The sequence below is a fragment of the Pontibacter chitinilyticus genome, assembly GCF_039748935.1.
GTDB lineage: Bacteria > Bacteroidota > Bacteroidia > Cytophagales > Hymenobacteraceae > Pontibacter > Pontibacter chitinilyticus.
Genome location: NZ_JBDIZJ010000014.1, coordinates 69,337 through 93,257 on the forward strand (window position 1 = coordinate 69,337; position 23,921 = coordinate 93,257).

Consider the following 23,921-nt stretch of genomic DNA (forward strand, 5'->3'; position numbering starts at 1 on the left):
CTAAGGGATAAGTATAAGTATGGCTTCCGCAAGTTTAAAAGCGGGCTACAGAGAAAAGCATGGCTAAAGTAGAAACCTGTAAGTTCTGATGCGGGCAGCTTATTTAGCTGAAGAAGATGAAAAGGATAAGTATAAAAAGCAGGAAGAACCCATACATGATGAGGTCCAGGGAATAGTTTTTATACTTATTAAAAAATTCTCTGAATCGTTTCACTGTCACGCCTGTTGTACTGCTGCAAAGGTATGAAATTCGGGCGATGGTACACAGCAGCGGCAGCAGGCTTGTCTCAAATTCCTGTGAATTTGACTACCTTTGCACCAACGTTAAGCATGTAGCAGAAGAGCATATGGACAAAAGGTGGGTATATCAGCAGGAGGCGCCGCAGGAGGCCGTAGAACAGCTAGCACAAAGCCTTAAGATAAGTCCCACGCTTGCTGGTATCATGTGCCAGCGCGGCATCTGCACCTTTGAGGAAGCCCGCCACTTTTTCCGCCCAACCTTAACCGATCTGCACGACCCTTTCCTGATGAAAGACATGGACCGGGCGGTAAACCGCCTGAACGAGGCCCTGCACGCGAACGAGAAAATACTGGTATACGGCGATTATGATGTAGACGGCACCACCTCGGTGGCCCTCATGTATAGCTTTCTGCAACAGCATACCGACCAGGTAGAGCTATACATTCCGGACAGGTATAAAGAAGGCTATGGCGTGTCGCAGCAGGGTGTGGATTGGGCAGCCGAGCAGGGGTATACGCTGATCGTTAGCCTCGACTGCGGCATCAAATCAGCGGATAAGGTGGCATATGCCGCAACCAAAGGCATCGACTTTATCATCTGTGACCACCACCTGCCGGATGACGATGTGCCCCAGGCAGTAGCAGTGCTCGACCCTAAGCGGATTGATTGCCCTTATCCTTATAAAGAGCTTTCCGGTTGTGGTGTGGGCTTTAAGCTGATACAGGCGTTTTGCCAGCAGAATGGTCTTGCGCTTGATAGTGTCTACCGTTTGCTGGACCTGCTGGTAGTAAGTATAGCCGCCGATATTGTGCCGATTACCGGAGAGAACCGTGTGCTGGCATACTACGGGCTGCAACTGCTGAATGGCCCCGGGCCGCTGCGGCCCGGCTTGGATGCGCTGAAAGAGCTGGCCGGCATCAGTAGCGAAATGGACATTACCAGCATTGTGTTCGGCTTTGCCCCCCGCATCAACGCGGCCGGGCGTATGGGCGATGCCAAAAATTCGGTGCGGATGCTGCTGGCCCAGACGAAGGAAGAAGCGATTCGCACGGCTGATATTATCAACGAATCAAACAAAGCGCGCCGCGATAAAGATACCAACATCACCAAAGAGGCGCTGCAGATGATTGAAGACGACGAGTTCCTGCGCTCGGCCAACTCGACGGTGCTGTATAAAGAAACATGGCATAAAGGTGTGATTGGCATTGTGGCCTCCCGCTGCATCGAAAAGTATTACCGTCCTACCATCATCCTGACGCATTCCAATGGCAAGGCATCCGGCTCGGCCCGTTCCGTGCACGGCTTTAACGTTCACAGCGCTATTGAGAGCTGCTCGGACCTGCTGGAGCAGTTTGGCGGCCACATGTATGCTGCCGGCCTGACGCTGCCTATCGAGAACGTTCCTGCCTTTCGGGAGCGCTTTGAGCAGGTAGTTGCCGGCACAATAACCGAAGAACAGAAGATTCCGCAGATAGAGGTGGATGCCGTCATTGAACTGAACCAGGTGACCCGCAACTTCTATAACATTATCCGGCAAATGGAGCCGTTTGGTCCTGGCAATATGCGGCCTGTTTTCGTGTCGGAGTGCGTGTATGATACCGGCAGCGTGCGCGTAGTTGGCGATTCGCACCTGAAGTTGCGCCTGACGCAGGACGGTTTTTATAGTATCGATGCGATTGGTTTTGGCTTAAGTGATTACTACCCGCTCATCTCCAAAGGCATTCCGTTTGATGTTTGCTATACCGTAGAGGAGAATGTGTACAGAGGGGTAAGCTCGCTGCAATTGCGCATCAAAGATATCCGGGTAAAGTAAGTATAGCACGAGCTATATGCCATAGAAAAGCCTCCGCTGTACCTGTAAAGTATGGCGGAGGCTTTTCTGATCATGCCCTACATGAAGTAATTAGAACAAAGTATACTTGTACTGCTGATCAGGTATACTGCTGTAAGTATAACGTTGGTCGCTTTGAGCTTTAGTTCTCTCTTCTAAGCTTCTTAACCGCTTCTGCAGTATTTGGGCTCGCCAGTTTACAGTAGTTTTACCTACGGCTGCGGTTGGATATACTTCATCTGCTTCAGCGGGCTTTCCTGCGCTATAACCAGTTCCGGCATGCACAGCTGAGAGAGCGTTTCAAGGTCGCCGGCAAAAAAGTTAATATCTACGGCTGAGTTGATGCCTGAAATAGAGCCGCTGTCAGTATACTGCCAGAACATCCACGAATCAGTGTGGTGAATCTCCGGCTTCACCTCGCTGTAGCGGGCAATCCAGAAATGATACTCCGGGAAATAGCCTTGCAGGTAGCGGCGGTAATAATTCTGGCTGGTATAAATGATCGGTTTTACGCCGTAGTATTGCGTTATGGCCTCCAGCCAGGTGCGGATGTTCTGCCGTAGTTGGGTCGAGGTCATTTTAGGCTCTGATACTTCCACATCCAGCACCGGCGGCAGATCGCCTGGCTCCAGCGTAACAGTGCTTTTAAAAAGCTCGATCTGGCCTTCTACGGGTGCTTCGGGTTTAAAGAAATGGTAAGCGCCACGCTTGATGCCCATACGTTTGGTTTCTTCCCAGTTGCGGGTAAAGTATGGGTCCAGCCGGAAGTCACCCTGGGTGGCTTTCACAAAAGCAAACGTCACATCAGCGCCCTTAACCTGCTCCCAGTCTATTTCCTTCTGCCAACGCGATACATCTACGCCTTTTATACTTACCGCACTGCTTTTGGCCGCTGTACTCTTGGCAGTGGCATCGTCATCACCCTCGCCTTTGCCTGCCGGGTTGCCAGCCAGTGTGGCATACAGCAGCAGGCCCATAGATAAAAATTTTTGGGAAGCTGAGAAAAGTACAGTTAATGTCATGTGCGCAGTGTAAAAGCATTGGAATTACAAACTATGCATTTATCCTTTTTGATGCAAGTGCATAACGTTACATTCATATAGATTATCAGTTAAGTTAAAAATTGCAGGAGGAGGGCCTAAATAACTGTGCTTGAGCGACTGATAGCATGTTTGGCGGGCGTTGCAAGCGGGAGCTTTAATGTGTAATTTAGCAGCGATGATACTACGAGCAGACAACTTGATCAAGAAGTATAAATCGCGTACGGTGGTAAACGACGTGAGTGTGGAGGTAAACCAGGGAGAGATCGTGGGCTTGCTGGGTCCTAACGGGGCAGGCAAAACAACGTCCTTCTACATGATTGTGGGTCTGGTGAAGCCAAACAGCGGGTCCATTTACCTGGATTCGGAAGATATTACCAGCTTGCCCATGTATAAGCGGGCAAAGCGTGGGGTAGGATACCTGGCACAAGAGGCTTCGGTGTTCAGACAGCTGACAGTAGAGGAAAATATTCTGTCGGTGCTGGAGATGACGAACATGCCCAAAAAAGAGCAACATGAAAAGGTAGAAAGCCTGTTAGAGGAATTCTCGCTGACACATGTGCGCAAGAACAAAGGCATTGTGCTGTCTGGTGGTGAACGGCGGCGCACGGAAATTGCCCGAGCGCTGGCAGTAGACCCAAAGTTCGTACTGCTGGATGAGCCGTTCGCGGGCGTAGACCCTATCGCGGTGGAAGAGATCCAGAGCATCGTAGCCAAACTTAAGAGCAAAAACATTGGCATACTTATTACCGACCACAACGTAAACGAAACGCTATCTATTACCGACCGCGCTTACCTGTTGTTTGAAGGCCGCATTCTGAAGGCAGGCACAGCCGAAGAACTGGCTTCTGATGAGCAGGTACGGCGGGTATACCTGGGTAAGCACTTCGAGCTGAAGCGGAAGATATAGATGTATAGCTATATGGCTAAATTGCCTCGGCTGTTCACCCATAAGCAATAGTAATCCGTATTTGAGTAGCTAAAAGTGCCTGAAGCTGGCAACAGCTTCGTAAAGTATTCAACAAACAAGCAGCAATCACCCCTTGGAGCTATTCAATTCAATCGTAACGTGGGTAATGAAGAAGCGGATTCACCAGATAGATCTGTTTCGGAAGTACCCGAATGAAGTACAGGAAGAGCTATTCCAGAATCTGATCACCACGGCCAAAGGCACGGAATGGGGCAAGCAGTATGGCTACAGCGACGACCTGAGCGTGCGGGAGTTCAAGGAAAGAGTCCCTGTGAGCACCTACGAAGACATGTACCCGCTTATTGAACGTGTGATCTTGGGAGAGCAAAACCTGCTGTGGCCAAGCAAGGTGGAGTGGTTTGCCAAGTCATCGGGCACCACCAATGCCCGCAGCAAGTATATCCCCGTCAGCCCTGAGTCGCTGGAAGACTGCCACTACAAAGGCGGCAAAGACATGCTCTCTATCTATGTTAATCTATATCCTGAAACAAAGCTTTTCTCGGGCAAAGGGCTTTCCATTGGGGGCAGTCATCATCCCAGCGAACTGAATGCAAAAATGTCCTGCGGCGATGTGTCGGCGGTGATTATGCAGAACCTGCCTATCTGGGCAGAGGCTATGCGTACGCCGCCGCTAAAAGTAGCGCTGATGGACAAATGGGAGGAGAAGATAGAGAAAATGGTAGAGGTTACAGTACCGGAAAATGTGACTAGCCTGAGCGGAGTACCCACCTGGACCTACGTGCTGCTGAAGCGCATCCTGGAGGTAACCGGCAAAAGCAACATCCTGGAAGTATGGCCGAACCTGGAGCTGTTTACGCACGGAGCCGTGGCATTTGGGCCATATCGGGCGCTGTTCCAGGACCTTATTCCTTCCGACAAGATGAAATACCTGGAAGTATACAATGCCTCGGAAGGCTTCTTTGGCATACAAGACCAAGTTGGTACCGAAGACGAGATGCTGCTGATGCTGGACTATGGCGTATACTATGAGTTTATCCCCATAGACCAATTTGATGAAGAGGAGCCTACCACGCTAACGCTGGACGAGGTGGAGCTGGGTAAAAACTATGCGCTTGTTATCTCAACCAATGCCGGGCTATGGCGCTATAAAATTGGGGATACGGTACGCTTTACCAGCCTTAGCCCGTACCGCATTAAAATATCCGGCCGCACCAAACATTTTATTAATGCTTTTGGCGAGGAAGTAATCGTGGAGAATGCCGAAGAGGCCGTTACGCAGGCATGCCGGGCCACGAATGCAGTCATTTCTAACTTTACGGCCGCACCGATTTACATAGAAAGCGGCCGGCGCGGCGGCCATGAGTGGCTAATCGAGTTTGAAAAGAAGCCGGACAGTCTGCAGCGCTTCACACAGGTGCTCGACAATTCGCTGCGTGAGATCAACTCCGATTATGATGCCAAGCGCCAGAACGATATTGCCCTGCAGGAGCCCAAAGTGCATGCGGCGCCCAAAGGCACGTTTATGAACTGGCTGCGGCACAAAGGCAAGCTCGGTGGCCAGCACAAAGTGCCGCGCCTCAGCAACTCGCGCGAGTACCTGGAGGAGATCATGGAAGTAAACAGGCTGTAGCATTGCAGTGAAGGAGCATATCAGAATCTACTTCAAATCATACTTCCGCTAAACAGGAGTTGCTGTTCCTACTCCAGAAAGCTGCTCATAAAGCCGCCTTCTTTGTTTGCATTCTCGCCGCGCGGTACCAGTGCCTCAATCAGTTTCTTTACCGGCATCGACTGCAGCCATACGCGGCCAGTGCCACGCAGTGTTGCCAGGAAAATGCCCTCACCACCGAAAATCATCGACTTCAGACCACCCGCCTGCTGAATACTGAAATCGATGCCTTCTTCAAAAGCCACGACGCAGCCGGTGTCTACACGCAGGGTCTGGTTTTGAAGCTGCTTCTCTACAATGGTGCCGCCGGCATGCACAAACGCCATTCCATCGCCTTGCATGCGTTGTAGTATAAAACCCTCACCGCCAAAGAAGCCGGCGCCCAGCCGCTGGTTAAAATGAATGCTGAGCTTGGTGCCTAAAGCGGCAGCCAGAAATGCGTCTTTCTGTGCAATCAGGCTGTTGTTGCGGGTGGTACTCAGGTCGATGGGCAGAATGGTGCCGGGATAGGGTGCAGAGAATGCTACCCTGCTTTTGCCGTGCCCGCGGTGCGTAAAGTGCGTCATAAACAACGACTCGCCCGTAATCATGCGTGATCCTGCAGCGACCAGCTTTCCGAAAAAGCCCTGACTGGGATTGGAGCCATCGCCCATTTTGGCCTGAAACTCGATGCCCTCTTCCATGTAGACCATGGCGCCTGCTTCGGCAATCACTGTTTCGTTCGGGTCCAGTTCTATCTCCAGTACCTGAATGTCGTTGCCGAAGATCTTGTAATCTATCTCGTGGGAGTTTCTCATAGTAAAAAGGAGTGGTTTGTACGTGCAGAAAGATCGTTAATCAGGCAGGGAAATGCAAAAGCAGGAGAAATTAACTGTTACTTTGTGCTTCCGGTGCTCCTGCTGGCTGCTAAGTATAATGTTGTGCCGGGCTATTCTTCCTCGTCTGTCTCTCCTTTTTTGCCGCGCCGGGCCTTAGGCAGCTCTGCTTCGCTTTCCTCGTCTGATGCTCCTTTGGTATTGCGCACGAAGTCTTCGTCTGTTTCTTCCTCTTCCTCGCCCTCCTCAATGTGGTATTCCTCCTCTTCGCGCTTTGCTTTTTCGGCAGCATCGCGTTTCATCAGCTTTTTATCATCCACATTCTGGTTCAGAAAGTCGTTGATCTTGTCGATGCTATAGTTGGAAATGATCTCGCCGTGCTCGTTCACTTTAATTTCGAAGCCTTCCAGATCCTTATGCACCCGTGATTTCTTCTTACTGTTCTTGTTTTCATTCTTGTTCTTAGCCATGGTTTCCGTCGTTATACTTCTGATGTATAAGTTAAGCGGCCGTAATTTGTTGCAGTGCCGGTGCAAAGTAGGGCACAAAAAAAGGCCAGCCGCAGTGGCTGACCTTTCGTTTGAAAGTGGTTTTATACTTAAGCAGCTGTATAAGCGCTTAATTTTTGAATGGCTGTTTCGATGCGTTGCGCGGTTTCTTCACGGCCGATCACCTCAATGATGTGCATCAGGTCGGGGCCTGCTTCGGCACCTGTTACAGCCAGGCGCAAGGCCTGCATCACCTGGCCCAGCTTCATGCCATGGCGCTCCAGTATACTTGTGAGCAGCTCTTTTATACTATCGGCATGAAAGTCCTGCAGCGATGGCAGCTCATTTTTAAAGTCCTCGAAAGCAGCGACCGACTGGCTGTTCCATTTCTTGGAGGCTACCTTCTCGCTATACTCGGTTGGCGCCACAAAGAAATACTTGGCCTCCTGCCAGAAATCCTGCGGGAAGCTCACACGCTCTTTCATCAGGCCGGCAATTTTTTCAGCTTTCTCCTGCGAGGTGGTAATGTTGTGCTCGGCCAGGGCTTGAAGCAGGTAGCCGGCCAGTTCGTTATCGGGTTTGGCGCGCAGGTATTGCTCGTTAAACCAGCGGGCCTTCTGTATATCGAAGCGCGTACCAGATTTGCCGATGCGCTCTACCGTAAACTCGTCGATCAGCTCCGGCATGGAAAATATCTCCTGCTGCGTACCAGGGTTCCAGCCCAGGAAAGCCAGGAAGTTTACAAAAGCTTCCGGCAGGTAACCGCTCTCGCGGTAGCCTGATGATACTTCGCCCGTATTTGGATCTTCCCAGCGCAGCGGGAATACCGGGAAACCCAGCTTGTCGCCATCGCGCTTGCTCAGCTTGCCATTGCCATCAGGCTTCAGCAGCAGGGGCAGGTGTGCAAACTCCGGCATGGTATCTTCCCAACCCAGGTAGCGGTACAGCAGCACGTGCAGCGGGGCACTTGGCAGCCACTCTTCGCCGCGAATTACATGAGTGATCTTCATCAGGTGGTCGTCCACGATGTTGGCCAGGTGGTAGGTCGGCATGCCATCCGACTTCATCAAAACTTTATCATCGATGGAAGAAGAATGGACCATTACCCAACCCCGGATCAGGTCTTTCAGGCGTACCTCCTCTTTGCGCGGCACCTTCAGGCGAATTACATAAGGCTCCCCTGACTCCAGGCGGCGCTTCACCTCGTCCTCTGGTAAGGTGAGGGAATTCTTCATGGTGGCACGCGTAATAGCGTTATACTGCGGTGTAGCCACTTTGGCGGCTTTCAGCCGTTCCCGCATCTCCTCTAGTTCTTCGGCTGTATCGAAGGCGTAGTAGGCATGGCCGCTCTCGATGAGTTGCAGCGCATACTGCATGTACATCGGCTTACGCTCTGACTGGCGGTAAGGGGCATAGGGGCCACCGTTCCAGGGGCTCTCGTCCAGCTCGATGCCGCACCAGGCCAGCGACTCGCGGATGTAATCTTCGGCACCCGGCACAAAGCGGTTCTGATCGGTGTCCTCGATGCGCAGGATCATTTTGCCGCCTGTTTTGCGAGCCAGCAGGTAATTGTAAAGGGCAGTGCGCACACCACCGATATGGAGAGGCCCGGTTGGGCTGGGGGCAAAGCGTACTCTAACTTCTCTTTCCATGTATGGTTATCTGAACAAAAATCATGTATAAAGCTGGTGCAAAGGTACAAAATAAAGTATGGTTTTGCAGCGCTAACTGCTGCAATGTGCTGCCGCAGCAAATCAGGTAATCGCGGGATAGCAAAAACATAATCCCTTATTTCCGTATTTGCTATATATAGATACCAAAGCGGCTAAGCATGGTGCGTAAGCGATTGCAGATGGCCTGGTGCCTGCTCAAGGAAACCTGGCTGGAGTTCATGGACAATAATTCGTTCCAGAAAGGTGCGGCGCTGGCTTACTATACTATTTTTTCGCTGCCTCCTATGCTGATCATTATTATCAGCGCAGCCGGATACTTTTTTGGCAGGCAGGCTGTTTCCGGCGAAATCTACTACCGTATCAAAGAGCTAATCGGCTCAGAGGGCGCCTACGAAGTGCAGAAAATGGTGGAAAGCGTCAACCGCTTTTCCGGGCTAAGCCTCGCTACCATTGTGGGAGTAGGAACACTTTTCGTCGCTTCCACCGGTGTTTTTATCTCGCTCCAAAACTCCCTGAATGAGATCTGGTATGTAAAACCCGTGCCGAAGCACGGCTACATTAAGCTGGTCGTCGACCGGTTTCTCTCTTTCGGCATGATCCTGACTATTGCGATCATTCTGCTGGCCTCGTTGCTGGCTAATACGGTGCTGGTGGCCATCAGCGGCTTTCTGACAACCCGCTTTCCGGGCTGGATCGTGTACGTGCTGCATGCCATCAACCTGGTATCGGGGCTCGTGATCTTATCGGTTATGTTTGCCGGCGTTTATAAGTTTCTGCCTGATGCCAAGATCAGGTGGAAAGACGTGTGGGTAGGCGCTATTGTCACGGCTATCCTCTTTTCCATCGGCCGGATCCTGATTGGCCTTTACCTGGGCACTACCGATGTCGGTTCAGTTTACGGGGCAGCGGGTTCTGTGATCGTTATTCTCTCGTGGGTGTTCTTTACCTCCCAGATCATCTTTTTTGGTGCCGTGTTCACCTTCGTCTATTCCCGCAAGTATGGGTTTAATATTTATCCAGCCGAGTATGCCGTGCGCATTATCAAGAAAGAGGTGGAAGCAGGGAATTCTGCCGTAAACGCAGAGCCGGGCAAATTCGAGAAGGACGTGTACGGTGAACTGGAACTGGAAAGCCCTACGCCAGAAGGCCTGGACGAAGAGGCAGCCGCGCAGGGCGCTAATATTTGAAGCTTACTTATTTGATTAAAAGCGGCAGCACAACACCAGCAGCAATGCTTAAAGAAAGCAATGCCGCTGGCACAGCTGGTAACTTTTATTTTGCTGCGATGCAGGAGATCTCCACGTTCACATCTTTCGGCAGGCGGCTTACCTCCACTGTTTCGCGGGCGGGCGGGTTGCTGGTAAAGTAGCTGCCATACGTTTCGTTGATGCGGCCAAAGTTGTTCAGGTCCTTCACAAAGATGGTACACTTCAGCACATTGCTAAAGTCCAGACCTGCCTCGGCAAGTATGGCCTGCAGGTTTTTCATCACCTGGTGTGTTTCGGCCTCGATGCTATCGCTAATTAGGTTGCCGCTCTGCGCATCCAGCGCTATTTGCCCAGAAACATATAAAATGCCGTTGGCCATAGTTGCCTGGCTGTACGGCCCAATAGGAGCGGGCGCCTGAGGAGAGTTAATAATGGTATGTGCCATATAAATTCGTTTTGATGATATACTACCTCAAAAGTACTTAATTAAAGGGATACTTGTTTTACCCTGACGGGCAGCGCCTGGTAAAACAGCTTTTGCCTTTCAACATGCCTGCTCCATCTACATTTTGCTATACTTCTACCACATGACGGCGCGTATTTGTCGGGGAAAGCGGGGCATTTGCTCTCCTTTTATCGTGTATACCTGAAGCGAAGTACACAAGTAAGTATAAAGCAAGAAAGGGAGCCTTCTGGCTCCCTTTCTTGCTTTATACTTAAAAGATTAAGGCTATTATTCTACTGTTACAGACTTTGCCAGGTTACGGGGCTGATCTACGTTGCAACCGCGCATCACCGCAATATGATACGATAGCAACTGCAGCGGGATAACAGACAATAACGGCACGAGCTGCTCGCTTGTCTCCGGAATTTCTACTACGTAGTCTGCCATGGCCGGAATAACCGAATCACCTTCTGTTACGATCGCGATCACCTTGCCTTTACGGGCACGCACCTCCTGCACGTTAGATACAATTTTCTCGTAAGAGCTATCTTTGGTGGCAATCACCACAACCGGCATCTGCGCATCTATCAGTGCGATTGGGCCATGCTTCATTTCTGCTGCCGGGTAGCCTTCCGCATGTATGTAAGAGATCTCTTTCAGCTTCAGTGCTCCTTCCAGTGCTACCGGAAAGTTGTAACCACGGCCCAGGTATAGGAAGTTGGTCGCATCTTTAAACGTTTCAGAAATCTCGATGATCTGATCATTAAGTTGCAGGGCCTGCTCTACTTTACTCGGAATGTTCTCCAACTCCACCATCAGCTCGTGCAGCTTGGTTGTCTCTAGGGTGCCACGTTTGTTGCCGATGATCATGGCAATCAGCGTCAGCACAGTTACCTGCGCTGTAAAAGCCTTGGTGCTGGCTACCCCGATCTCCGGACCTGCGTGCGTATATGCACCGGCATCTGTAGCCCGGGCAATAGAGGAGCCTACTACGTTGCAGATACCGAAAATAGTGGCACCCTTCGATTTAGCAAGCTCCAGGGCTGCCAGCGTATCAGCTGTTTCCCCGGACTGCGAGATGGCGATCACGATGTCACGCTCATTTACGATCGGATTGCGGTAGCGGAACTCCGATGCATATTCTACCTCAACCGGTATGCGGGCCAGGTCCTCGATCAGGTACTCCGCTACCAGGCCGGCATGCCACGACGTGCCACAGGCTACAATAATGATACGTTCAGCATTCACGAATTTATTTTCGAACTCCCGGATGCCGCCCATCATCAGGTGGTTGCTTTCGGCAATCAGGCGGCCGCGCATGCTGTCCATAATGGAGCGGGGCTGCTCGTAGATCTCCTTAAGCATAAAGTCCCGGTAGCCGCCTTTTTCGATCGATTCCAGCGCCATCTCCAGGTGATGCACATAAGGCGTTTGCTTTACGTCTTCTTTGGTTCGGATATCCAGCTGGCCATCTTTGATCAGAGCAAGCTCATAGTCATTCAGGTATACTACTTCTTTGGTGTACTCCACAATAGGAGTCGCGTCAGAAGCCAGGAAGAACTCGCCATCGCCAATACCCACCACTAAAGGGCTTCCTTTTCTGGCGGCAACCAGCTGGTTCGGGCTGTCTTTTGCAAGCACCACAATAGCATATGCACCTACTACTTCATGCAGCGCCAGACGAACGGCTTCTTCTAAAGAGCAATGGTTGTTGGTGCGTATATCTTCGATCAGGTTGATAAATACTTCCGAGTCTGTTTCTGACTGAAACGTATGCCCTTTCTCGATCAGGAGCTTCTTCAGCGAGGCATAGTTCTCAATGATGCCGTTGTGGATGATGGCGATGTTACCGGAAGATGAGTAATGCGGGTGTGCATTCACATCATTCGGCTCTCCGTGTGTGGCCCAGCGTGTATGGCCCATCCCGATGTTGCCATGTGTATCCTTGTTCTCGATATAAGCCTCCAGATCGGCTACTTTCCCCTTCTTTTTGAAAACACTCAGAGAACCATTCATCAGGGCAATGCCTGCACTGTCGTATCCTCTGTATTCCAGGCGCTTAAGGCCCTTGATAATAATAGGGCAGGCGTCGCGGTGCCCAACGTATGCTACAATTCCGCACATAATATTTTTGCTATAAAGTATAATAGGTACCAGAAGAGGTACCTATTTTTAATAAGACAAAGTTACTTACTTCAGCTTGCTTATTTTAGTTTCGAAAAATATAGTAATAATTTAATTTTTTGCTCCCCGGTATTGCTGAGGATGGCCCGGTAAGGCGATGTTTCGGCTGAAACAGTAGAATAGCCATTCTGATTGCTGATCGTAATCTTTGTTGGAGCCAGCAAAAAGCCAGTGTTAGCTTTCTGCCCCTGTAAAATGGCCTGTACATACGACGTGATATTTACGCTGTACTGGCCTTTACTGGCATCATAAGGGATGGCAGCCGGGAACTCTGTTCGGTTAAGTGCGCCTGCCTGTTCCTGCTGCACTGTAATCGTAGCGCCTGCAGCATTCTTCAGAATGTGGTTGTTGTTGTTGGTCGGATAAAGCACCAGTACCGGCGGAGGTGCCAGCGTGGCGACCGACGCTGCTTTTACCGGAATGATCAGTTCTGCCCGGTTTAGCACGATGTTGCCCTGCTGCTCTTTCAACTGCTGCAGGCCCGGTATCTCTATCTTGGTAAACAGCTGCGTGTTGGTCTGCAGGTACGTTTCGCCTCCTGTCTCATTAGCAGGTACATACTGTCCTTTCTGGGTTAGCCCTTCGAGAGCCGTGCCGGTACGATCGGTTTGTATGTTCGTAAAAAAGCGCTGGCTGCTGCCAATGGTAAAGTCTTTTGTTTTCTGTTCGCTGCCAGCCTTGTAGTATAGCGTTAACTTCGTGCGGGCTGAGGTTGGCTTGATGCTGACGATATTATTCGGATCGCCGCTAGGTACAAGTGCCAGTCCGTTTAGGAAGTTGTTAAAGCTTGCCTGGTCGGCAAAGGTGCTCTGGCCTGACTGCGCCACCAGCTCAGCAGCAAATGCCGGATCTAGTTTTACGCGGGCTACTACGGCAGAGTCAACCTGTGTATTGCCACTCTTTACCGGTATCAGGTGCGGCTGAAACGTAACTGTACCCAGCGGCTCGTTTTCATACGGAAGCGAAGAGTTCGCAAAATAAGATACTTTCTCCTGGAAGCCTGTTGTCAGGCGGTGTACCTCCAGCGTAAGCGGCGCATTTTTGTTGCCGTAAATAGAGGCATAGTCCAGCGTCAGCACGGCTGAATCCGCTGTCAGGTTATCACCCAGGTTTACTTTGGTGCCACCCAGCCCCAGTTCGGTATAAGTAGTTGCCTGCACCAGGCCAAGTACCGGGTCAGCATACGTGCCCACCTGTACCGGTGCTATCTGGAACGACAGAACCGAGTCTGGCTGGAGCACTGTACCTGAATGTATAGTTAAAGTATCAGTAAAACCGGTTCCTAGTTGGTTTTTGTCTTGCAGGTTCAGTCCAATATCGCTGGGGTCTTCGCAGGAGGCAAGCAGGGTAGTGGCAAAAAAGAAGAAAAGGAATCCTCTAACGGCTGAGTTCATTATACAGGTTGTAGTAAGAGTCTAACAGGGTGTCGTCGGCGCTAACAGTGCTGATATTTTTGGTCTGCATGTAGTCGCTGAACATGGCATTGATGTTATCGCTGAAGTCTTCGTTTGTTTTGATCACAGAATCGGCATACTCCATACCAATTTTAATAAAGCTGTCCAGGTCGGCTGACTGCAGGTTAGTAAGCATGTCGTCGTCGATGTCCAGCATTTTTACTTTCTCCAGCAGGTTACCGTCAAACTGATGCTTATAGTTGTGGTTGTACACGGTAAACATCGATTTGGCATCTTTAAAGATCGGGTCTTTCTTATAGGTCGATTTCAAATACATCGGAATCAGGCCTGTCATCCAGTCGTTGCAATGCACCACGTCTGGCGCCCAGCCCAGTTTCTTTACTGTTTCCAGCACACCTTTGCAGAAAAAGATCGCGCGCTCATCATTATCCTGGTGAAACTTGTTGTTCTTGTCCACGAAAACGGACTTTCGGTGAAAATAGTCTTCGTTATCAATAAAATAAACCTGAAGTTTGGCATTCGGAATAGAAGCCACCTTGATAACCAGCGGTTTTTCATCGTCACCTACGGCAATGTTGATGCCGGAAAGGCGTACCACCTCATGTAAACGGTTTTTGCGTTCGTTAATCAGGCCGAACCGTGGAACAAAAATACGAATTTCCATTCCGCGTTCCTGCATCCCCTGTGGCAGGGTTTCCAGAAACTCTGCTACTTTTGTGGTCTGCAAGAAAGGATTGATTTCGGTGGCGGCGTATAAGATGCGCAATTTAGACATGGTATGATATTAAAATTTATAAAGCAACAGTAATGGGACGTGCAAAATTAGTATTTTTTGTTCTAATTTTCAATTTTATGAGCTATAACTTACTTTTGCCGGCTTTAACTGTCCCATTTAACTAAACTCCTTCTCATGCAAGTTATAAAGCAGGCAAGCGACATGCATACTCTGGTGCAGGCGCTCCGCTGCAGTGGCAAAACAATAGGTTTTGTGCCGACCATGGGCGCCCTGCACCAGGGCCACCTGGCGTTGCTGCGCGCTTCTGCCCAGGACAACGATGTTACTGTTTGCAGCATCTTCGTAAATCCTACCCAGTTTAACAACCCAGATGATTACGACTTATACCCCCGCACGCTGGAGCAGGACATTGAGCTGCTGCACTCCGTGGCATGCGATTACCTGTTTGCCCCCAACAAAGAAGAAGTATACCCACAACAGTCGCTGCTGCAGTTTAGTTTCGGGCCGCTGGAGGCCGTTATGGAAGGAGAACACCGCCCGGGGCACTTCCATGGCGTGGCAACGATAGTGAGCAAGTTGTTCCACCTGGTGCAGCCGCACCGTGCTTACTTCGGGCAGAAGGACCTGCAGCAGTACGCCATTATTAACCAACTCGTGCAGGGACTTAGCTTTAACCTGGAACTGGTGCGCTACCCAATTGTGCGCGAACCGGACGGGCTGGCCATGTCGTCGCGCAACAAGCGCCTGGATGCGGTGCAGCGGCAGCAGGCCACCAGCCTTTACAAAGCCCTGCAACTGGCAAAAGAACAACTGGGTAAAAAGCCGCTCTATACTATAAAAGCAACCGTAGAAGCTTACCTGGCAAGTATAGCGCAGGTACAACTGGAATACTTTGAGGTAGCTAACCCCGATACACTGCAGCCGCTGGCGCAGACAGAAAACGCCGGAGAGGTAGCGCTGTGCATTGCTGCTTTTGTAGGCCCTGTTCGCCTGATTGATAACCTCCTCGTGAATTTAAACGAAGCATAGATTGTTTCTAAGCGGAAGGAAAGCAGGTGCTGCCAGTTTGGTAGTTAATATCCTGCTTATTCTCTAACTTTGCGCTTTATTACAACACGTCATCATGTATATCGAGGTATTAAAGTCTAAAATTCACCGTTGTAAAGTAACACAGGCCGAGCTGCACTATGTGGGCAGCATTACCATTGACGAGGACCTGATGGATGCCGCCAACCTGGTGGAGAATGAGAAAGTACAGATCGTGAACATCAACAATGGCGAGCGTTTTGAGACCTATGTCATCAAAGGCGAGCGCGCTACCGGCACGGTTTGCCTGAATGGCCCGGCCGCCCGCAAAGTGCAGGTAGGCGATATCGTAATCGTGATCTCCTATTGCAGCATTAAATTTGAAGGCGCCAAAACCCACCAGCCGACACTTGTTTTCCCGGACCAGCACAACCGCCTGGTATAATTACCGTGCATGAAGAAACTGCTCTCTTTCCTGAAGTATAGTCTGCTTTTAGGTGTATCCGCTTTTCTGATGTGGTACGCGCTAAAAGAGCTGGACTTTGCGCGGATGTGGGCAGAACTGAAAAATGCGAACTATGGCTGGGTGCTCTTGTCGGTGGTGATGGGAGCCTTTGCCTATGTAAGCCGTGCCATCCGCTGGAAGATGCAGATCAGGCCCACCGGCTACAACCCTTCGTTTGCCAACACCTATAACGCCATGATGGTGGGCTACCTGGCCAACCTGGTGCTGCCCCGCATGGGCGAAGTGGCCCGTTGCACCATTCTGAAGCGCACCGATAACCTGCCTGTTAATACCGGCTTTGGCACCGTCATAGCTGAGCGCTTTATCGATATGCTGATGCTGTTGCTGGTGGTGGCCCTTACCTTCCTGATCGAGTTTGGCCGCATCCGCGAGTTCTTTGTCGAACTCTTCACAGACAAGTATAGCCACCTGGAGCAAAGTATAAACTCGTTCTATTGGGTGATATGGGCACTGCTGGCTTTGAGCATATTTATACTTGGTATAGGGCTGCGCTACCTGAGCCGCCTGCGCCAGCATGCTTTCTTTAAAAAGGCTGTAGGATTTGTGCGGGGCATGTTGCAGGGGGTGTTCAGCATTACCAAAGTAGATAACCAATTGGCCTTTTGGGGACATACTGTTTTTGTGTGGGCCATGTACTACGGCATGAGTGTGGTCGTATTCTTTGCTTTGCCGGGCACCAGCAGTCTGGGTTGGGGTGCCGGCCTGTCTGTTTTGCTGGTGGGCAGCCTGGGTATGGCGGCGCCGGTGCAGGGTGGCGTGGGCGTATACCACCTGCTGGTGCAGGCCACCTTGCTGCTGTATGGCGTTAACCGCGAGGCTGGCATGGCCTACGCCTTGCTGGCGCATACTTCGCAAACACTTTTGGTCGTTGTAATGGGAGTGCTTAGTTTTATAGCCAGCATGCTAAAGCGCAGAGGTTCTGCCGTGCAGCCGGCCGAAACGAACATACCCCTTCATGAACTCAACCGATAAAATTCTATCTCTTCCGCAGTTGCAGCAGCAGGTGCAGCAATGGCGTGCACAAGGCCAGCAGATCGTATTCACCAACGGCTGCTTCGACATCCTGCACCTGGGCCACGTAGACTATCTTGAAAAAGCCAGACAACTTGGCGATAAACTCGTGCTGGGGCTTAATACCGATGCCTCCATTAGCCGTATAAAAGGCCCGAGCCGTCCGCTACAGGACGAAATGTCGCGCGCGCGCATTATGGCATCCCTTTTGTTTATAGATGCAGTAGTGCTCTTTGATGAAGATACGCCCCTGGAACTGATCAAAGCCGTGCAGCCGGATATACTGGTGAAAGGCGATGATTATGCAGTGGAGCAGATCGTAGGGCACGAAGTGGTAAGCGCCCGTGGCGGCGAAGTGAAGACAGTGCCGCTGGTAAAAGGCTATTCGACCACTAACATCGTGAAGAAAATAGAACAACAAGTACATTCAAAACAAGAATAAAGTATAGCCATGTTAGGAATATATTTCATAGGTATCATTTTTATGCTGGTTAGCCTGGGTGTGAGTGCCCGGCTGAAAAGTAAGTTCAAGGAATACTCGCAGGTACCGCTGAGCTCGGGCTTGAGCGGCCGGGAAGTTGCGGAGAAGATGCTGCATGACAATGGCATTACGGATGTAAAAGTAATGTCGGTTGCCGGCCGTTTAACAGACCATTATAACCCCTCCGACAAAACGGTAAACCTGAGCGAGTATGTGTATGAGGCGCGCAGCGCCGCTGCCGCTGCCGTAGCTGCCCACGAGTGCGGGCATGCCGTGCAGCATGCCAAAGCGTATGCTTTTCTCAAGTTCCGTTCGGCCATGGTGCCGGCGCTGAGCATCACATCGCGCTATATGCAGTGGATCATTCTGATCGGGATCTTTATGCTGCAGACAACGCCAGTGCCGCTGGCCATTGGTGTCGCGCTGTTTGGCCTCACCACGCTCTTTAGCTTTATTACCTTACCTGTAGAGTTTGATGCCAGCAAGCGTGCGCTGGCCTGGATCAGCCAGAGCGGTGTGGTTAGCAGGCAGGAGTATGGCATGGCGAAAGATTCGCTTAAATGGGCCGCACTGACCTATGTGGTAGCTGCGCTGGGCTCTTTGGCTACCCTGTTGTATTACGTTTCGTTGCTGATGGGTGGCCGTCGGAATTAAGGCGTCCCGTATAAATTGTAACACGACAAATAAGCAACACCGCCTTTCAACTGAAAGGCGGTGTTGCTTATTTGTATTATTTTATATGAAATATGTTTGGGCGGTCTGTCGTTCATGTATAAGTATAAAGGCTGCCAGAACAATTATTGTTCTGTCCGGTTTAAATTATACCACGTATTTCATAGCTTTGTGCCCTTAATTACCGTATCACTTCATTCTTTCATACATACATAAGCATGAATTTTCAATTTACAGAAGAACAGTTAGCAGTACAGGCCGCTGCCCGCGAATTTGCCCAGACCGAACTGTTGCCCGGCGTTATTGAGCGCGACGAGCACCAGAAATTTCCGGCTGAACAAATTAAGAAGATGGGTGAGCTTGGCTTTTTAGGCATGATGGTGGATCCGAAGTATAACGGCGGCGGCATGGATACGGTATCGTATGTGCTGGCAATGGAGGAGATCTCCAAAATAGATGCTTCTGCTTCTGTTGTAATGTCTGTAAATAACTCCCTTGTTTGCTGGGGCCTGGAGAAGTATGGCACCGAAGAGCAAAAGCAGAAGTATCTAACCAAGTTAGCTACCGGCGAGATTATCGGCGCTTTTTGCCTGTCAGAGCCGGAAGCCGGTTCTGATGCGACCTCGCAGCATACTACAGCCGAAGACAAAGGTGATTACTACCTGCTGAACGGTACCAAGAACTGGATCACCAATGGCAGCACGGCCTCAGTATACCTGGTGATTGCACAAACAAACCCGGAGAAAGGCCATCGCGGCATCAACGCCCTGATCGTAGAGCGTGGCGCCGAAGGCTTTGTAGTGGGTAAGAAAGAAAACAAATTGGGGATTCGCGGCTCCGACACGCACTCGCTGATGTTTACGGATGTGAAGGTGCCGAAAGAAAACCGCATTGGCGAAGATGGCTTCGGCTTCAAATTCGCGATGTCGACGCTGGCCGGTGGCCGTATTGGAATTGCAGCGCAGGCACTCGGGATTGCTTCCGGCGCATACGAACTGGCTGTAAAGTATGCCAAAGAACGGAAAGCCTTCGGGGTAGAGATTGCGCAGCACCAGGCCATTCAGTTCAAGTTGGCCGATATGGCCACTAACATCGAAGCTGCCCGGCTGCTATGCCTGCAGGCCGCTGACGATAAAGACAGCAACCGGGACTATGGAAAATCAGGCGCAATGGCGAAGGTTTTTGCCTCGAAAGTAGCCATGGATACCACTGTGGAAGCAGTGCAGGTGCATGGCGGTTATGGCTTCGTAAAAGAATACCATGTAGAACGTTTGATGCGTGATGCTAAAATTACACAAATTTATGAAGGCACTTCGGAGATACAGAAAATAGTAATTTCAAGAGAATTACTAAAGTAGAATTGGCATTAAAATGCTGTCTATGTGTCGTTTAATCTATGAATAGGCTTTAGCTAATTAAAATTTAATTTTTAGAATTATTTTGAATTTTATAAAGATTAGTCTTAGCTTTAGGCCAAATTAAAGGGTTTATAGTATAAAAGTTAGTTGGTAACATACATGGAAGATTACAATAAAATTATTGAATCGCTTGGGGTGCGGTTCATTAAAGCTAAAAATCTGGTGTTGCAGCAGCCTTTTACGGTACGCAATGCCTATGATGTGGGGAACAACCTGATCCTGTTACACAAAGGAAGCGTCTTTTTTGGGGAAGAGGAGCAACTGGTGGAAGAAGGAGAATTGTTGTTTATACCAGGCGGTCGCAGTACAAAAGTGACCTACGGCCCGCAAGGGGAAGGAAGGACCATCACCAATGACGATCTGATCTCTAATAGAGAGAAGTTCTTTAGGAGTAATAACGATCTGGACCTGATCGGCGATGCAGAAGAAAGCCACAGCTATGTGAGTTTCGAGGCAAAAGTTTTTGACTCGGTTAACTTTTTCGCCTCGCTGGACCTGCCGGCTTTCCTGATCTCTAACAACAACAAGTTGGCCAACCTGGTCATCAAAGTGGTGGAAGAGAGCATGCAGGACCTGCCAGGGAAGGAGCGCCTGATTAACATCTACACTGAGAACATTGTAGTAGAGATTGTACGCCACATCCTGCGCAACCGCATGTTTGTGGAGCAGTTGGCTACCAACAGCACGTACTTCAAAGATCCGCGCCTGATTGACCTGTTCAATTACATCAAAGAGAACTTAGGTGGCGATCTGTCGAATAAGGTACTTTCGAATGTAGCAAACGTGTCGGAAGATTATGTAGGCCAGTACTTCAAAATGCTAACCGGCATTAACCCGCAGGACTACATCGAATACCAGCGCATGGAGCGTGCCGTGTTCCTGCTACGGACTACCAAAAAGAGCATTCGCGAGATTGGCAAAGAAGTAGGGTATAAAGATACTGCTTACTTCTGCCGCCGTTTTAAAATGATGTTTGGTATACCAGCCGGTAAGATGCGTCGCCGCGAATCAGCGACTAACATTTAACGCGACGTTGTAAGAAGCGACAAGATTGGAAACCTCGGCCAGAAAGCCGGGGTTTTTTTCTATATGGTTGCCTACCACAATCAGGTCTGCGCCTGCTTCCAAAGCATCTTTTGCTTTTTTGATAGTGTTAATACCGCCGCCAACAAGAAGGGGCAGGTCTACAGCCGCCCGTACGGCAGCAATCATGGGGGAAGGTACCGGCTGCAGTGCCCCGCTGCCGCCATCCAGGTAGATGTATTGCAGACCCAGCAGCTCGCCGGCCATAGCTGTGCAGGCGGCAATAGCTGGTTTATCGTGTGGCAGGGGAGTAGTGCCGCTCATGTAAGAAGCTGTAGTCTGGCGGCCGCTATCTACCAACATATAGCCTGTTGGGTATACCTGCAACAGGCTAGCCTTCAGCATAGGGGCCGAAAGAACGTGCTGCCCGATCAGGAAATCAGGATTACGGCCAGAGATAAGGGAGAGCAGCAGAATACCATCTGCCTGCTGGTCGATGTGCAGGCTGCTGCTTGGGAAAAGTATAACTGGAATAGTGGTGTGCGCCTTAATCAGCCGGATAATGGCTGCCTGGTTATCTGTTGTAATCAGGCTTCCTCCAACAAAAAAAAAGTCGATGTGGCAGGATTTACTTTGGGCCAGTAAGCTCAGGCAGGAATTCTCCGTCAGGTTGTCGGGATCGAGCAGCACAGCGAAGTGCTTCCTGCCTGATAGTAGATAAGGTTTTTTTAATCGGTTTTCGCTAAAGGGCATTCTCTTCCGGAACGATATACTCAGTGGTCTCTATCTCAGTCACCACCAGTGGTGCAGCCGCAATATCGTTATTTTCAGAGACACTGTTTAAGTATTCTTCCACCTTTTTCGAGATGTAGATCATCAGCAAAGCTACTACCTGCTGCGAAATGGCCTGTGCCAGATCGGACTTCATAAAGCCTTTTGCCACTGCCGTAGAGGTATGGTTGGTTGTGCCATAAGCCGGGTGGCTTTCCTCTACTTTATAAACACGCGGGTCAAAAGAGGCCGGTTCTTTGGCTGTACTACTTTTACCAGAAGCCTTGAGCCGTTTCTTTGCCTTTTTTACTTTCCTACTTTTTTTTTTATCCCCTCCTCTGCTAAAGAGGCGTTTCAGCAGGTAGCCGGCCAGCAGCACACCACCAGCCATGGCCACTTTCTTGCCAATCTCCTCTCCCTGTGCTTTGAGGTGGTCTACATCGCCCATCAGAGCATGCTTATACTCGTCTTTCTGGCGCTCTAAAAACTCCCGCTGGTCCTCAAAAAGAGGGTTGTTTAACTCGCTCATACGTTTGGTTCTCGTTTATCTGCTTTATAAATAGTATTGTCAAATGCTTTATCGGCTACACCCTGGAAAATCTTTTTATCTACTCCCACGATCAGCACTACTAGTAGTATTACGTAAATAAGTGCAATTATACCGAAGCCCCAGAAGTAACTGTCGAGCAGGTCGTTGAGCAGTAAGCCCAGAAAAATGTTGAAAAAGATAAAAAACATTAAAGCCGTAAAACCCAGCAACACCACATGCAGCAATGTTACAAATGAGGATTTGAGCTTCTCCTGTATTTCCAGCCGGATGATATCAATGCGGGTATCAATATACCCCATCAGGTTTTCAATCAGGTTTGGATTCTTTTCCCGTGCGCCGTTGTCTTGAATTGCCATAATTTCTTTTAGCTTTTTTGATGCTTTCTCTGTATACGGAGGTAGATTAAAAAATTTACGCTAAGTATATTCAGTTAAGAGTGTAGTACGGATTTTGCGGTATATTGTACGAAATTAGCTAATTTAAACCCACAACTTTTTAATTTACAGCCTGCTTGGAGCCTAACTTTTACACTGTTCTAGAGATAAGTGCGACAGCCTCTACACAGGAAGTAAAGCGTGCTTACAAGCGGCTCGCGTTGAAGTATCATCCCGATAAAAACCCGGGCAATGTGCTGGCAGAGGAGCAGTTTAAGTTAGTGAATACAGCCTATCAAACTCTCTCCGATACCAGCAAGCGCGCCCGCTACGACCTGCGGCTGCTGTACCAGTATGAGCACCGATCGCTCCGGCAGCACGCGCGGCAGTATAGCACGCCCTATTACCGTACCCGGCCGCCAGCCCCGGTGTCAGAGCGCCATTACCACACCATCCGGCAGGACGAAGGCCGCCGTTTCTCCCGCAAAGACTGGGTGATCACGTTAACATTTGTAGGAGGTATTCTGCTGATGAGCCTGCTGCTGAAAGTAGTGATGGATTACATTACCGGGGAGGACAAGTATAAAACCGCACTCATGTATATGGAGCATGGTAAGTATAGCAGTGCGCACCGGCTGCTGTCGGATGCCATTTCTTTTCAGCCGGACCATGCAGCAGCCTACCAGGCCAGGGCAGGCATAGAGCTGAACGTGTTTGAAGATTATGACGCCGCCCTCAATGACCTGAACCAGGTAATTGCCCTGCAGCAGCGGCCCTCAGCAGAAGCATACTACATGCGCGGGCGCAGCTACCAGCATTTAGCAAAGTATAAACAAGCCGAGGCAGACCAGAGCCGGGCTCTGCAACTCAACAGCAAATTGTGGAAAGCATACCTGAAGCGCGGCGAAGTACGCCTGTTTTACCTGCACAAGTATAAAGATGCTATTGCCGACCTGACCCTCTTTCTGCAGCACACCAGCGGCAAGGCACGGCAGGTAGATGCACTTACTTACCGCGGCTTTGGCTATTATAAAACCGGGAGCAACCAGGCCGCAACCCTGGATTACCGGCAGGCGCTGTACCTGGATAAGGAGAATGGCCGGGTATACTACCTGTTGGGCCGCGCAGAACGGGCGCAGCAGCCCGATTCAGCCTGTGTGCACTTCGGCAAAGCCTATCAGTTGGGCTACTCGGCAGCCTTGCTGGAATTGCGGAAGGGCTGCCGGTAAGGCGCCACGAACAAAGTATGGCTGTTAGGGTTTTATACAGGTAAGCGCATAAAAACAAAAAACCCTTGCCATTGCTGACAAGGGTTTTGGTGGTGATGATTGGAATCGAACCAACGACACAAGGATTTTCAGTCCTTTGCTCTACCAACTGAGCTACATCACCA

Annotated in this window: 23 protein-coding genes and 1 tRNA gene; 12 read left to right on the plus strand and 12 right to left on the minus strand. The window is 50.2% G+C overall.

What is annotated here, in order from left to right:
* Nucleotides 1-347 precede the first annotated feature (347 nt).
* Complete coding sequence (gene recJ, locus ABDW72_RS17705) at nucleotides 348-2,054, plus strand: single-stranded-DNA-specific exonuclease RecJ (RefSeq protein ID WP_347159938.1); 1,707 nt, start codon at nucleotides 348-350, stop codon at nucleotides 2,052-2,054.
* A gap of 230 nt (nucleotides 2,055-2,284) precedes the next feature.
* On the opposite strand, the gene ABDW72_RS17710 is transcribed toward recJ, so the two are convergent.
* Nucleotides 2,285-3,094 (minus strand): glycoside hydrolase family 25 protein, encoded by an 810-nt coding sequence (locus ABDW72_RS17710; RefSeq protein ID WP_347159939.1) that lies wholly within the window; start codon nucleotides 3,092-3,094, stop codon nucleotides 2,285-2,287.
* Nucleotides 3,095-3,290: 196 nt separating this feature from the next.
* Between ABDW72_RS17710 and lptB the strand changes: the two genes are divergently transcribed.
* Both lptB and ABDW72_RS17720 read left to right on the plus strand, forming a co-directional pair.
* Complete coding sequence (gene lptB, locus ABDW72_RS17715) at nucleotides 3,291-4,022, plus strand: LPS export ABC transporter ATP-binding protein (protein ID WP_347159940.1); 732 nt, start codon at nucleotides 3,291-3,293, stop codon at nucleotides 4,020-4,022.
* Nucleotides 4,023-4,155: 133 nt separating this feature from the next.
* Nucleotides 4,156-5,673, plus strand: coding sequence for a GH3 auxin-responsive promoter family protein (locus ABDW72_RS17720; protein ID WP_488168641.1), 1,518 nt, complete (start codon nucleotides 4,156-4,158; stop codon nucleotides 5,671-5,673).
* Nucleotides 5,674-5,741: 68 nt separating this feature from the next.
* On the opposite strand, the gene ABDW72_RS17725 is transcribed toward ABDW72_RS17720, so the two are convergent.
* From ABDW72_RS17725 to gltX, 3 genes are all read right to left on the minus strand, one after another.
* Nucleotides 5,742-6,509, minus strand: a complete 768-nt coding sequence (locus tag ABDW72_RS17725) for a TIGR00266 family protein (protein ID WP_347159942.1) — start codon at nucleotides 6,507-6,509, stop codon at nucleotides 5,742-5,744.
* A 131-nt stretch (nucleotides 6,510-6,640) separates the two neighbouring features.
* Nucleotides 6,641-6,997, minus strand: coding sequence for a hypothetical protein (locus tag ABDW72_RS17730; protein ID WP_347159943.1), 357 nt, complete (start codon nucleotides 6,995-6,997; stop codon nucleotides 6,641-6,643).
* A 128-nt stretch (nucleotides 6,998-7,125) separates the two neighbouring features.
* Nucleotides 7,126-8,667, minus strand: a complete 1,542-nt coding sequence (gene gltX / locus ABDW72_RS17735; protein WP_347159944.1) for a glutamate--tRNA ligase — start codon at nucleotides 8,665-8,667, stop codon at nucleotides 7,126-7,128.
* Between the two features lie 179 nt (nucleotides 8,668-8,846).
* Here gltX and ABDW72_RS17740 point away from each other — a divergent pair, with 179 nt between their 5' ends.
* Nucleotides 8,847-9,875: a YihY/virulence factor BrkB family protein gene (locus ABDW72_RS17740; RefSeq protein ID WP_347159945.1), complete on the plus strand. Its 1,029-nt coding sequence runs from the start codon at nucleotides 8,847-8,849 to the stop codon at nucleotides 9,873-9,875.
* 85 nt (nucleotides 9,876-9,960) lie between these two features.
* On the opposite strand, the gene ABDW72_RS17745 is transcribed toward ABDW72_RS17740, so the two are convergent.
* From ABDW72_RS17745 to ABDW72_RS17760, 4 genes are all read right to left on the minus strand, one after another.
* Nucleotides 9,961-10,341, minus strand: a complete 381-nt coding sequence (locus tag ABDW72_RS17745) for a RidA family protein (RefSeq protein WP_347159946.1) — start codon at nucleotides 10,339-10,341, stop codon at nucleotides 9,961-9,963.
* Nucleotides 10,342-10,629: 288 nt separating this feature from the next.
* Nucleotides 10,630-12,465, minus strand: a complete 1,836-nt coding sequence (glmS, locus tag ABDW72_RS17750; protein WP_347159947.1) for a glutamine--fructose-6-phosphate transaminase (isomerizing) — start codon at nucleotides 12,463-12,465, stop codon at nucleotides 10,630-10,632.
* A gap of 80 nt (nucleotides 12,466-12,545) precedes the next feature.
* Nucleotides 12,546-13,919 carry a DUF4270 family protein gene (locus ABDW72_RS17755; RefSeq protein ID WP_347159948.1) on the minus strand — a complete coding sequence of 458 codons (1,374 nt, stop codon included), beginning with the start codon at nucleotides 13,917-13,919 and terminating at the stop codon, nucleotides 12,546-12,548.
* The gene (locus tag ABDW72_RS17760; protein WP_347159949.1) at nucleotides 13,903-14,715 is read right to left on the minus strand and encodes a glycogen/starch synthase; all 813 of its coding nucleotides are present in this window, start codon (nucleotides 14,713-14,715) and stop codon (nucleotides 13,903-13,905) included. Before ABDW72_RS17760 ends, ABDW72_RS17755 begins: the two co-directional genes overlap by 17 nt.
* A 135-nt stretch (nucleotides 14,716-14,850) precedes the next feature.
* On the opposite strand from ABDW72_RS17760, the gene panC reads away from it, so the two are divergent.
* From panC to ABDW72_RS17795, 7 genes are all read left to right on the plus strand, one after another.
* The gene (gene panC / locus ABDW72_RS17765) at nucleotides 14,851-15,705 is read left to right on the plus strand and encodes a pantoate--beta-alanine ligase (RefSeq protein WP_347159950.1); all 855 of its coding nucleotides are present in this window, start codon (nucleotides 14,851-14,853) and stop codon (nucleotides 15,703-15,705) included.
* Nucleotides 15,706-15,799: 94 nt separating this feature from the next.
* A complete protein-coding gene (gene panD, locus ABDW72_RS17770) occupies nucleotides 15,800-16,147 on the plus strand; it encodes an aspartate 1-decarboxylase (RefSeq protein ID WP_347159951.1) in 348 nt (115 codons plus the stop codon).
* A gap of 9 nt (nucleotides 16,148-16,156) precedes the next feature.
* On the plus strand, nucleotides 16,157-17,200 hold the full coding sequence (locus ABDW72_RS17775; RefSeq protein WP_347159952.1) for a lysylphosphatidylglycerol synthase transmembrane domain-containing protein: 1,044 nt from the start codon (nucleotides 16,157-16,159) through the stop codon (nucleotides 17,198-17,200).
* Nucleotides 17,184-17,681: a D-glycero-beta-D-manno-heptose 1-phosphate adenylyltransferase gene (gene rfaE2, locus ABDW72_RS17780; RefSeq protein ID WP_347159953.1), complete on the plus strand. Its 498-nt coding sequence runs from the start codon at nucleotides 17,184-17,186 to the stop codon at nucleotides 17,679-17,681. The genes ABDW72_RS17775 and rfaE2 overlap by 17 nt, the downstream gene beginning before the upstream one ends.
* Nucleotides 17,682-17,690: 9 nt before the next feature.
* Entirely contained in the window at nucleotides 17,691-18,374 is a 684-nt protein-coding gene (locus ABDW72_RS17785; RefSeq protein WP_347159954.1) for a zinc metallopeptidase, read from the plus strand.
* Nucleotides 18,375-18,610: 236 nt separating this feature from the next.
* Nucleotides 18,611-19,750, plus strand: coding sequence for an acyl-CoA dehydrogenase (locus ABDW72_RS17790; protein ID WP_347159955.1), 1,140 nt, complete (start codon nucleotides 18,611-18,613; stop codon nucleotides 19,748-19,750).
* Between the two features lie 159 nt (nucleotides 19,751-19,909).
* Nucleotides 19,910-20,836 (plus strand): AraC family transcriptional regulator, encoded by a 927-nt coding sequence (locus ABDW72_RS17795; RefSeq protein WP_347159956.1) that lies wholly within the window; start codon nucleotides 19,910-19,912, stop codon nucleotides 20,834-20,836.
* Here ABDW72_RS17795 and ABDW72_RS17800 read toward each other — a convergent pair.
* The 3 genes from ABDW72_RS17800 to ABDW72_RS17810 are packed head-to-tail and all read right to left on the minus strand — an operon-like array spanning nucleotide 20,819 to nucleotide 22,510.
* Entirely contained in the window at nucleotides 20,819-21,586 is a 768-nt protein-coding gene (locus tag ABDW72_RS17800) for a geranylgeranylglyceryl/heptaprenylglyceryl phosphate synthase (RefSeq protein WP_347159957.1), read from the minus strand. The two genes, ABDW72_RS17795 and ABDW72_RS17800, sit on opposite strands and share 18 nt — an antisense overlap.
* Nucleotides 21,576-22,133, minus strand: a complete 558-nt coding sequence (locus ABDW72_RS17805) for a hypothetical protein (protein WP_347159958.1) — start codon at nucleotides 22,131-22,133, stop codon at nucleotides 21,576-21,578. Before ABDW72_RS17805 ends, ABDW72_RS17800 begins: the two co-directional genes overlap by 11 nt.
* Complete coding sequence (locus tag ABDW72_RS17810; protein ID WP_347159959.1) at nucleotides 22,130-22,510, minus strand: phage holin family protein; 381 nt, start codon at nucleotides 22,508-22,510, stop codon at nucleotides 22,130-22,132. Before ABDW72_RS17810 ends, ABDW72_RS17805 begins: the two co-directional genes overlap by 4 nt.
* A gap of 155 nt (nucleotides 22,511-22,665) precedes the next feature.
* Between ABDW72_RS17810 and ABDW72_RS17815 the strand changes: the two genes are divergently transcribed.
* Complete coding sequence (locus ABDW72_RS17815) at nucleotides 22,666-23,757, plus strand: tetratricopeptide repeat protein (protein WP_347159960.1); 1,092 nt, start codon at nucleotides 22,666-22,668, stop codon at nucleotides 23,755-23,757.
* An 87-nt stretch (nucleotides 23,758-23,844) separates the two neighbouring features.
* Here the strand turns inward: ABDW72_RS17815 and ABDW72_RS17820 are convergent.
* Nucleotides 23,845-23,920: transfer RNA gene (locus tag ABDW72_RS17820), tRNA-Phe, on the minus strand.
* Nucleotide 23,921: the final 1 nt, after the last annotated feature.

Coding starts and splice junctions, on each gene's coding strand:
- recJ (WP_347159938.1), top strand. CDS start 348: ATGGACAAAAGGTGGGTATATCAGCAGGAGGCGCCGCAGGAGGCCGTA.
- ABDW72_RS17710 (WP_347159939.1), bottom strand. CDS start 3,094: ATGACATTAACTGTACTTTTCTCAGCTTCCCAAAAATTTTTATCTATG.
- lptB (WP_347159940.1), top strand. CDS start 3,291: ATGATACTACGAGCAGACAACTTGATCAAGAAGTATAAATCGCGTACG.
- ABDW72_RS17725 (WP_347159942.1), bottom strand. CDS start 6,509: ATGAGAAACTCCCACGAGATAGATTACAAGATCTTCGGCAACGACATT.
- ABDW72_RS17730 (WP_347159943.1), bottom strand. CDS start 6,997: ATGGCTAAGAACAAGAATGAAAACAAGAACAGTAAGAAGAAATCACGG.
- gltX (WP_347159944.1), bottom strand. CDS start 8,667: ATGGAAAGAGAAGTTAGAGTACGCTTTGCCCCCAGCCCAACCGGGCCT.
- ABDW72_RS17740 (WP_347159945.1), top strand. CDS start 8,847: ATGGTGCGTAAGCGATTGCAGATGGCCTGGTGCCTGCTCAAGGAAACC.
- ABDW72_RS17745 (WP_347159946.1), bottom strand. CDS start 10,341: ATGGCACATACCATTATTAACTCTCCTCAGGCGCCCGCTCCTATTGGG.
- glmS (WP_347159947.1), bottom strand. CDS start 12,465: ATGTGCGGAATTGTAGCATACGTTGGGCACCGCGACGCCTGCCCTATT.
- ABDW72_RS17755 (WP_347159948.1), bottom strand. CDS start 13,919: ATGAACTCAGCCGTTAGAGGATTCCTTTTCTTCTTTTTTGCCACTACC.
- ABDW72_RS17760 (WP_347159949.1), bottom strand. CDS start 14,715: ATGTCTAAATTGCGCATCTTATACGCCGCCACCGAAATCAATCCTTTC.
- panC (WP_347159950.1), top strand. CDS start 14,851: ATGCAAGTTATAAAGCAGGCAAGCGACATGCATACTCTGGTGCAGGCG.
- panD (WP_347159951.1), top strand. CDS start 15,800: ATGTATATCGAGGTATTAAAGTCTAAAATTCACCGTTGTAAAGTAACA.
- ABDW72_RS17775 (WP_347159952.1), top strand. CDS start 16,157: ATGAAGAAACTGCTCTCTTTCCTGAAGTATAGTCTGCTTTTAGGTGTA.
- rfaE2 (WP_347159953.1), top strand. CDS start 17,184: ATGAACTCAACCGATAAAATTCTATCTCTTCCGCAGTTGCAGCAGCAG.
- ABDW72_RS17785 (WP_347159954.1), top strand. CDS start 17,691: ATGTTAGGAATATATTTCATAGGTATCATTTTTATGCTGGTTAGCCTG.
- ABDW72_RS17790 (WP_347159955.1), top strand. CDS start 18,611: ATGAATTTTCAATTTACAGAAGAACAGTTAGCAGTACAGGCCGCTGCC.
- ABDW72_RS17795 (WP_347159956.1), top strand. CDS start 19,910: ATGGAAGATTACAATAAAATTATTGAATCGCTTGGGGTGCGGTTCATT.
- ABDW72_RS17800 (WP_347159957.1), bottom strand. CDS start 21,586: ATGCCCTTTAGCGAAAACCGATTAAAAAAACCTTATCTACTATCAGGC.
- ABDW72_RS17805 (WP_347159958.1), bottom strand. CDS start 22,133: ATGAGCGAGTTAAACAACCCTCTTTTTGAGGACCAGCGGGAGTTTTTA.
- ABDW72_RS17810 (WP_347159959.1), bottom strand. CDS start 22,510: ATGGCAATTCAAGACAACGGCGCACGGGAAAAGAATCCAAACCTGATT.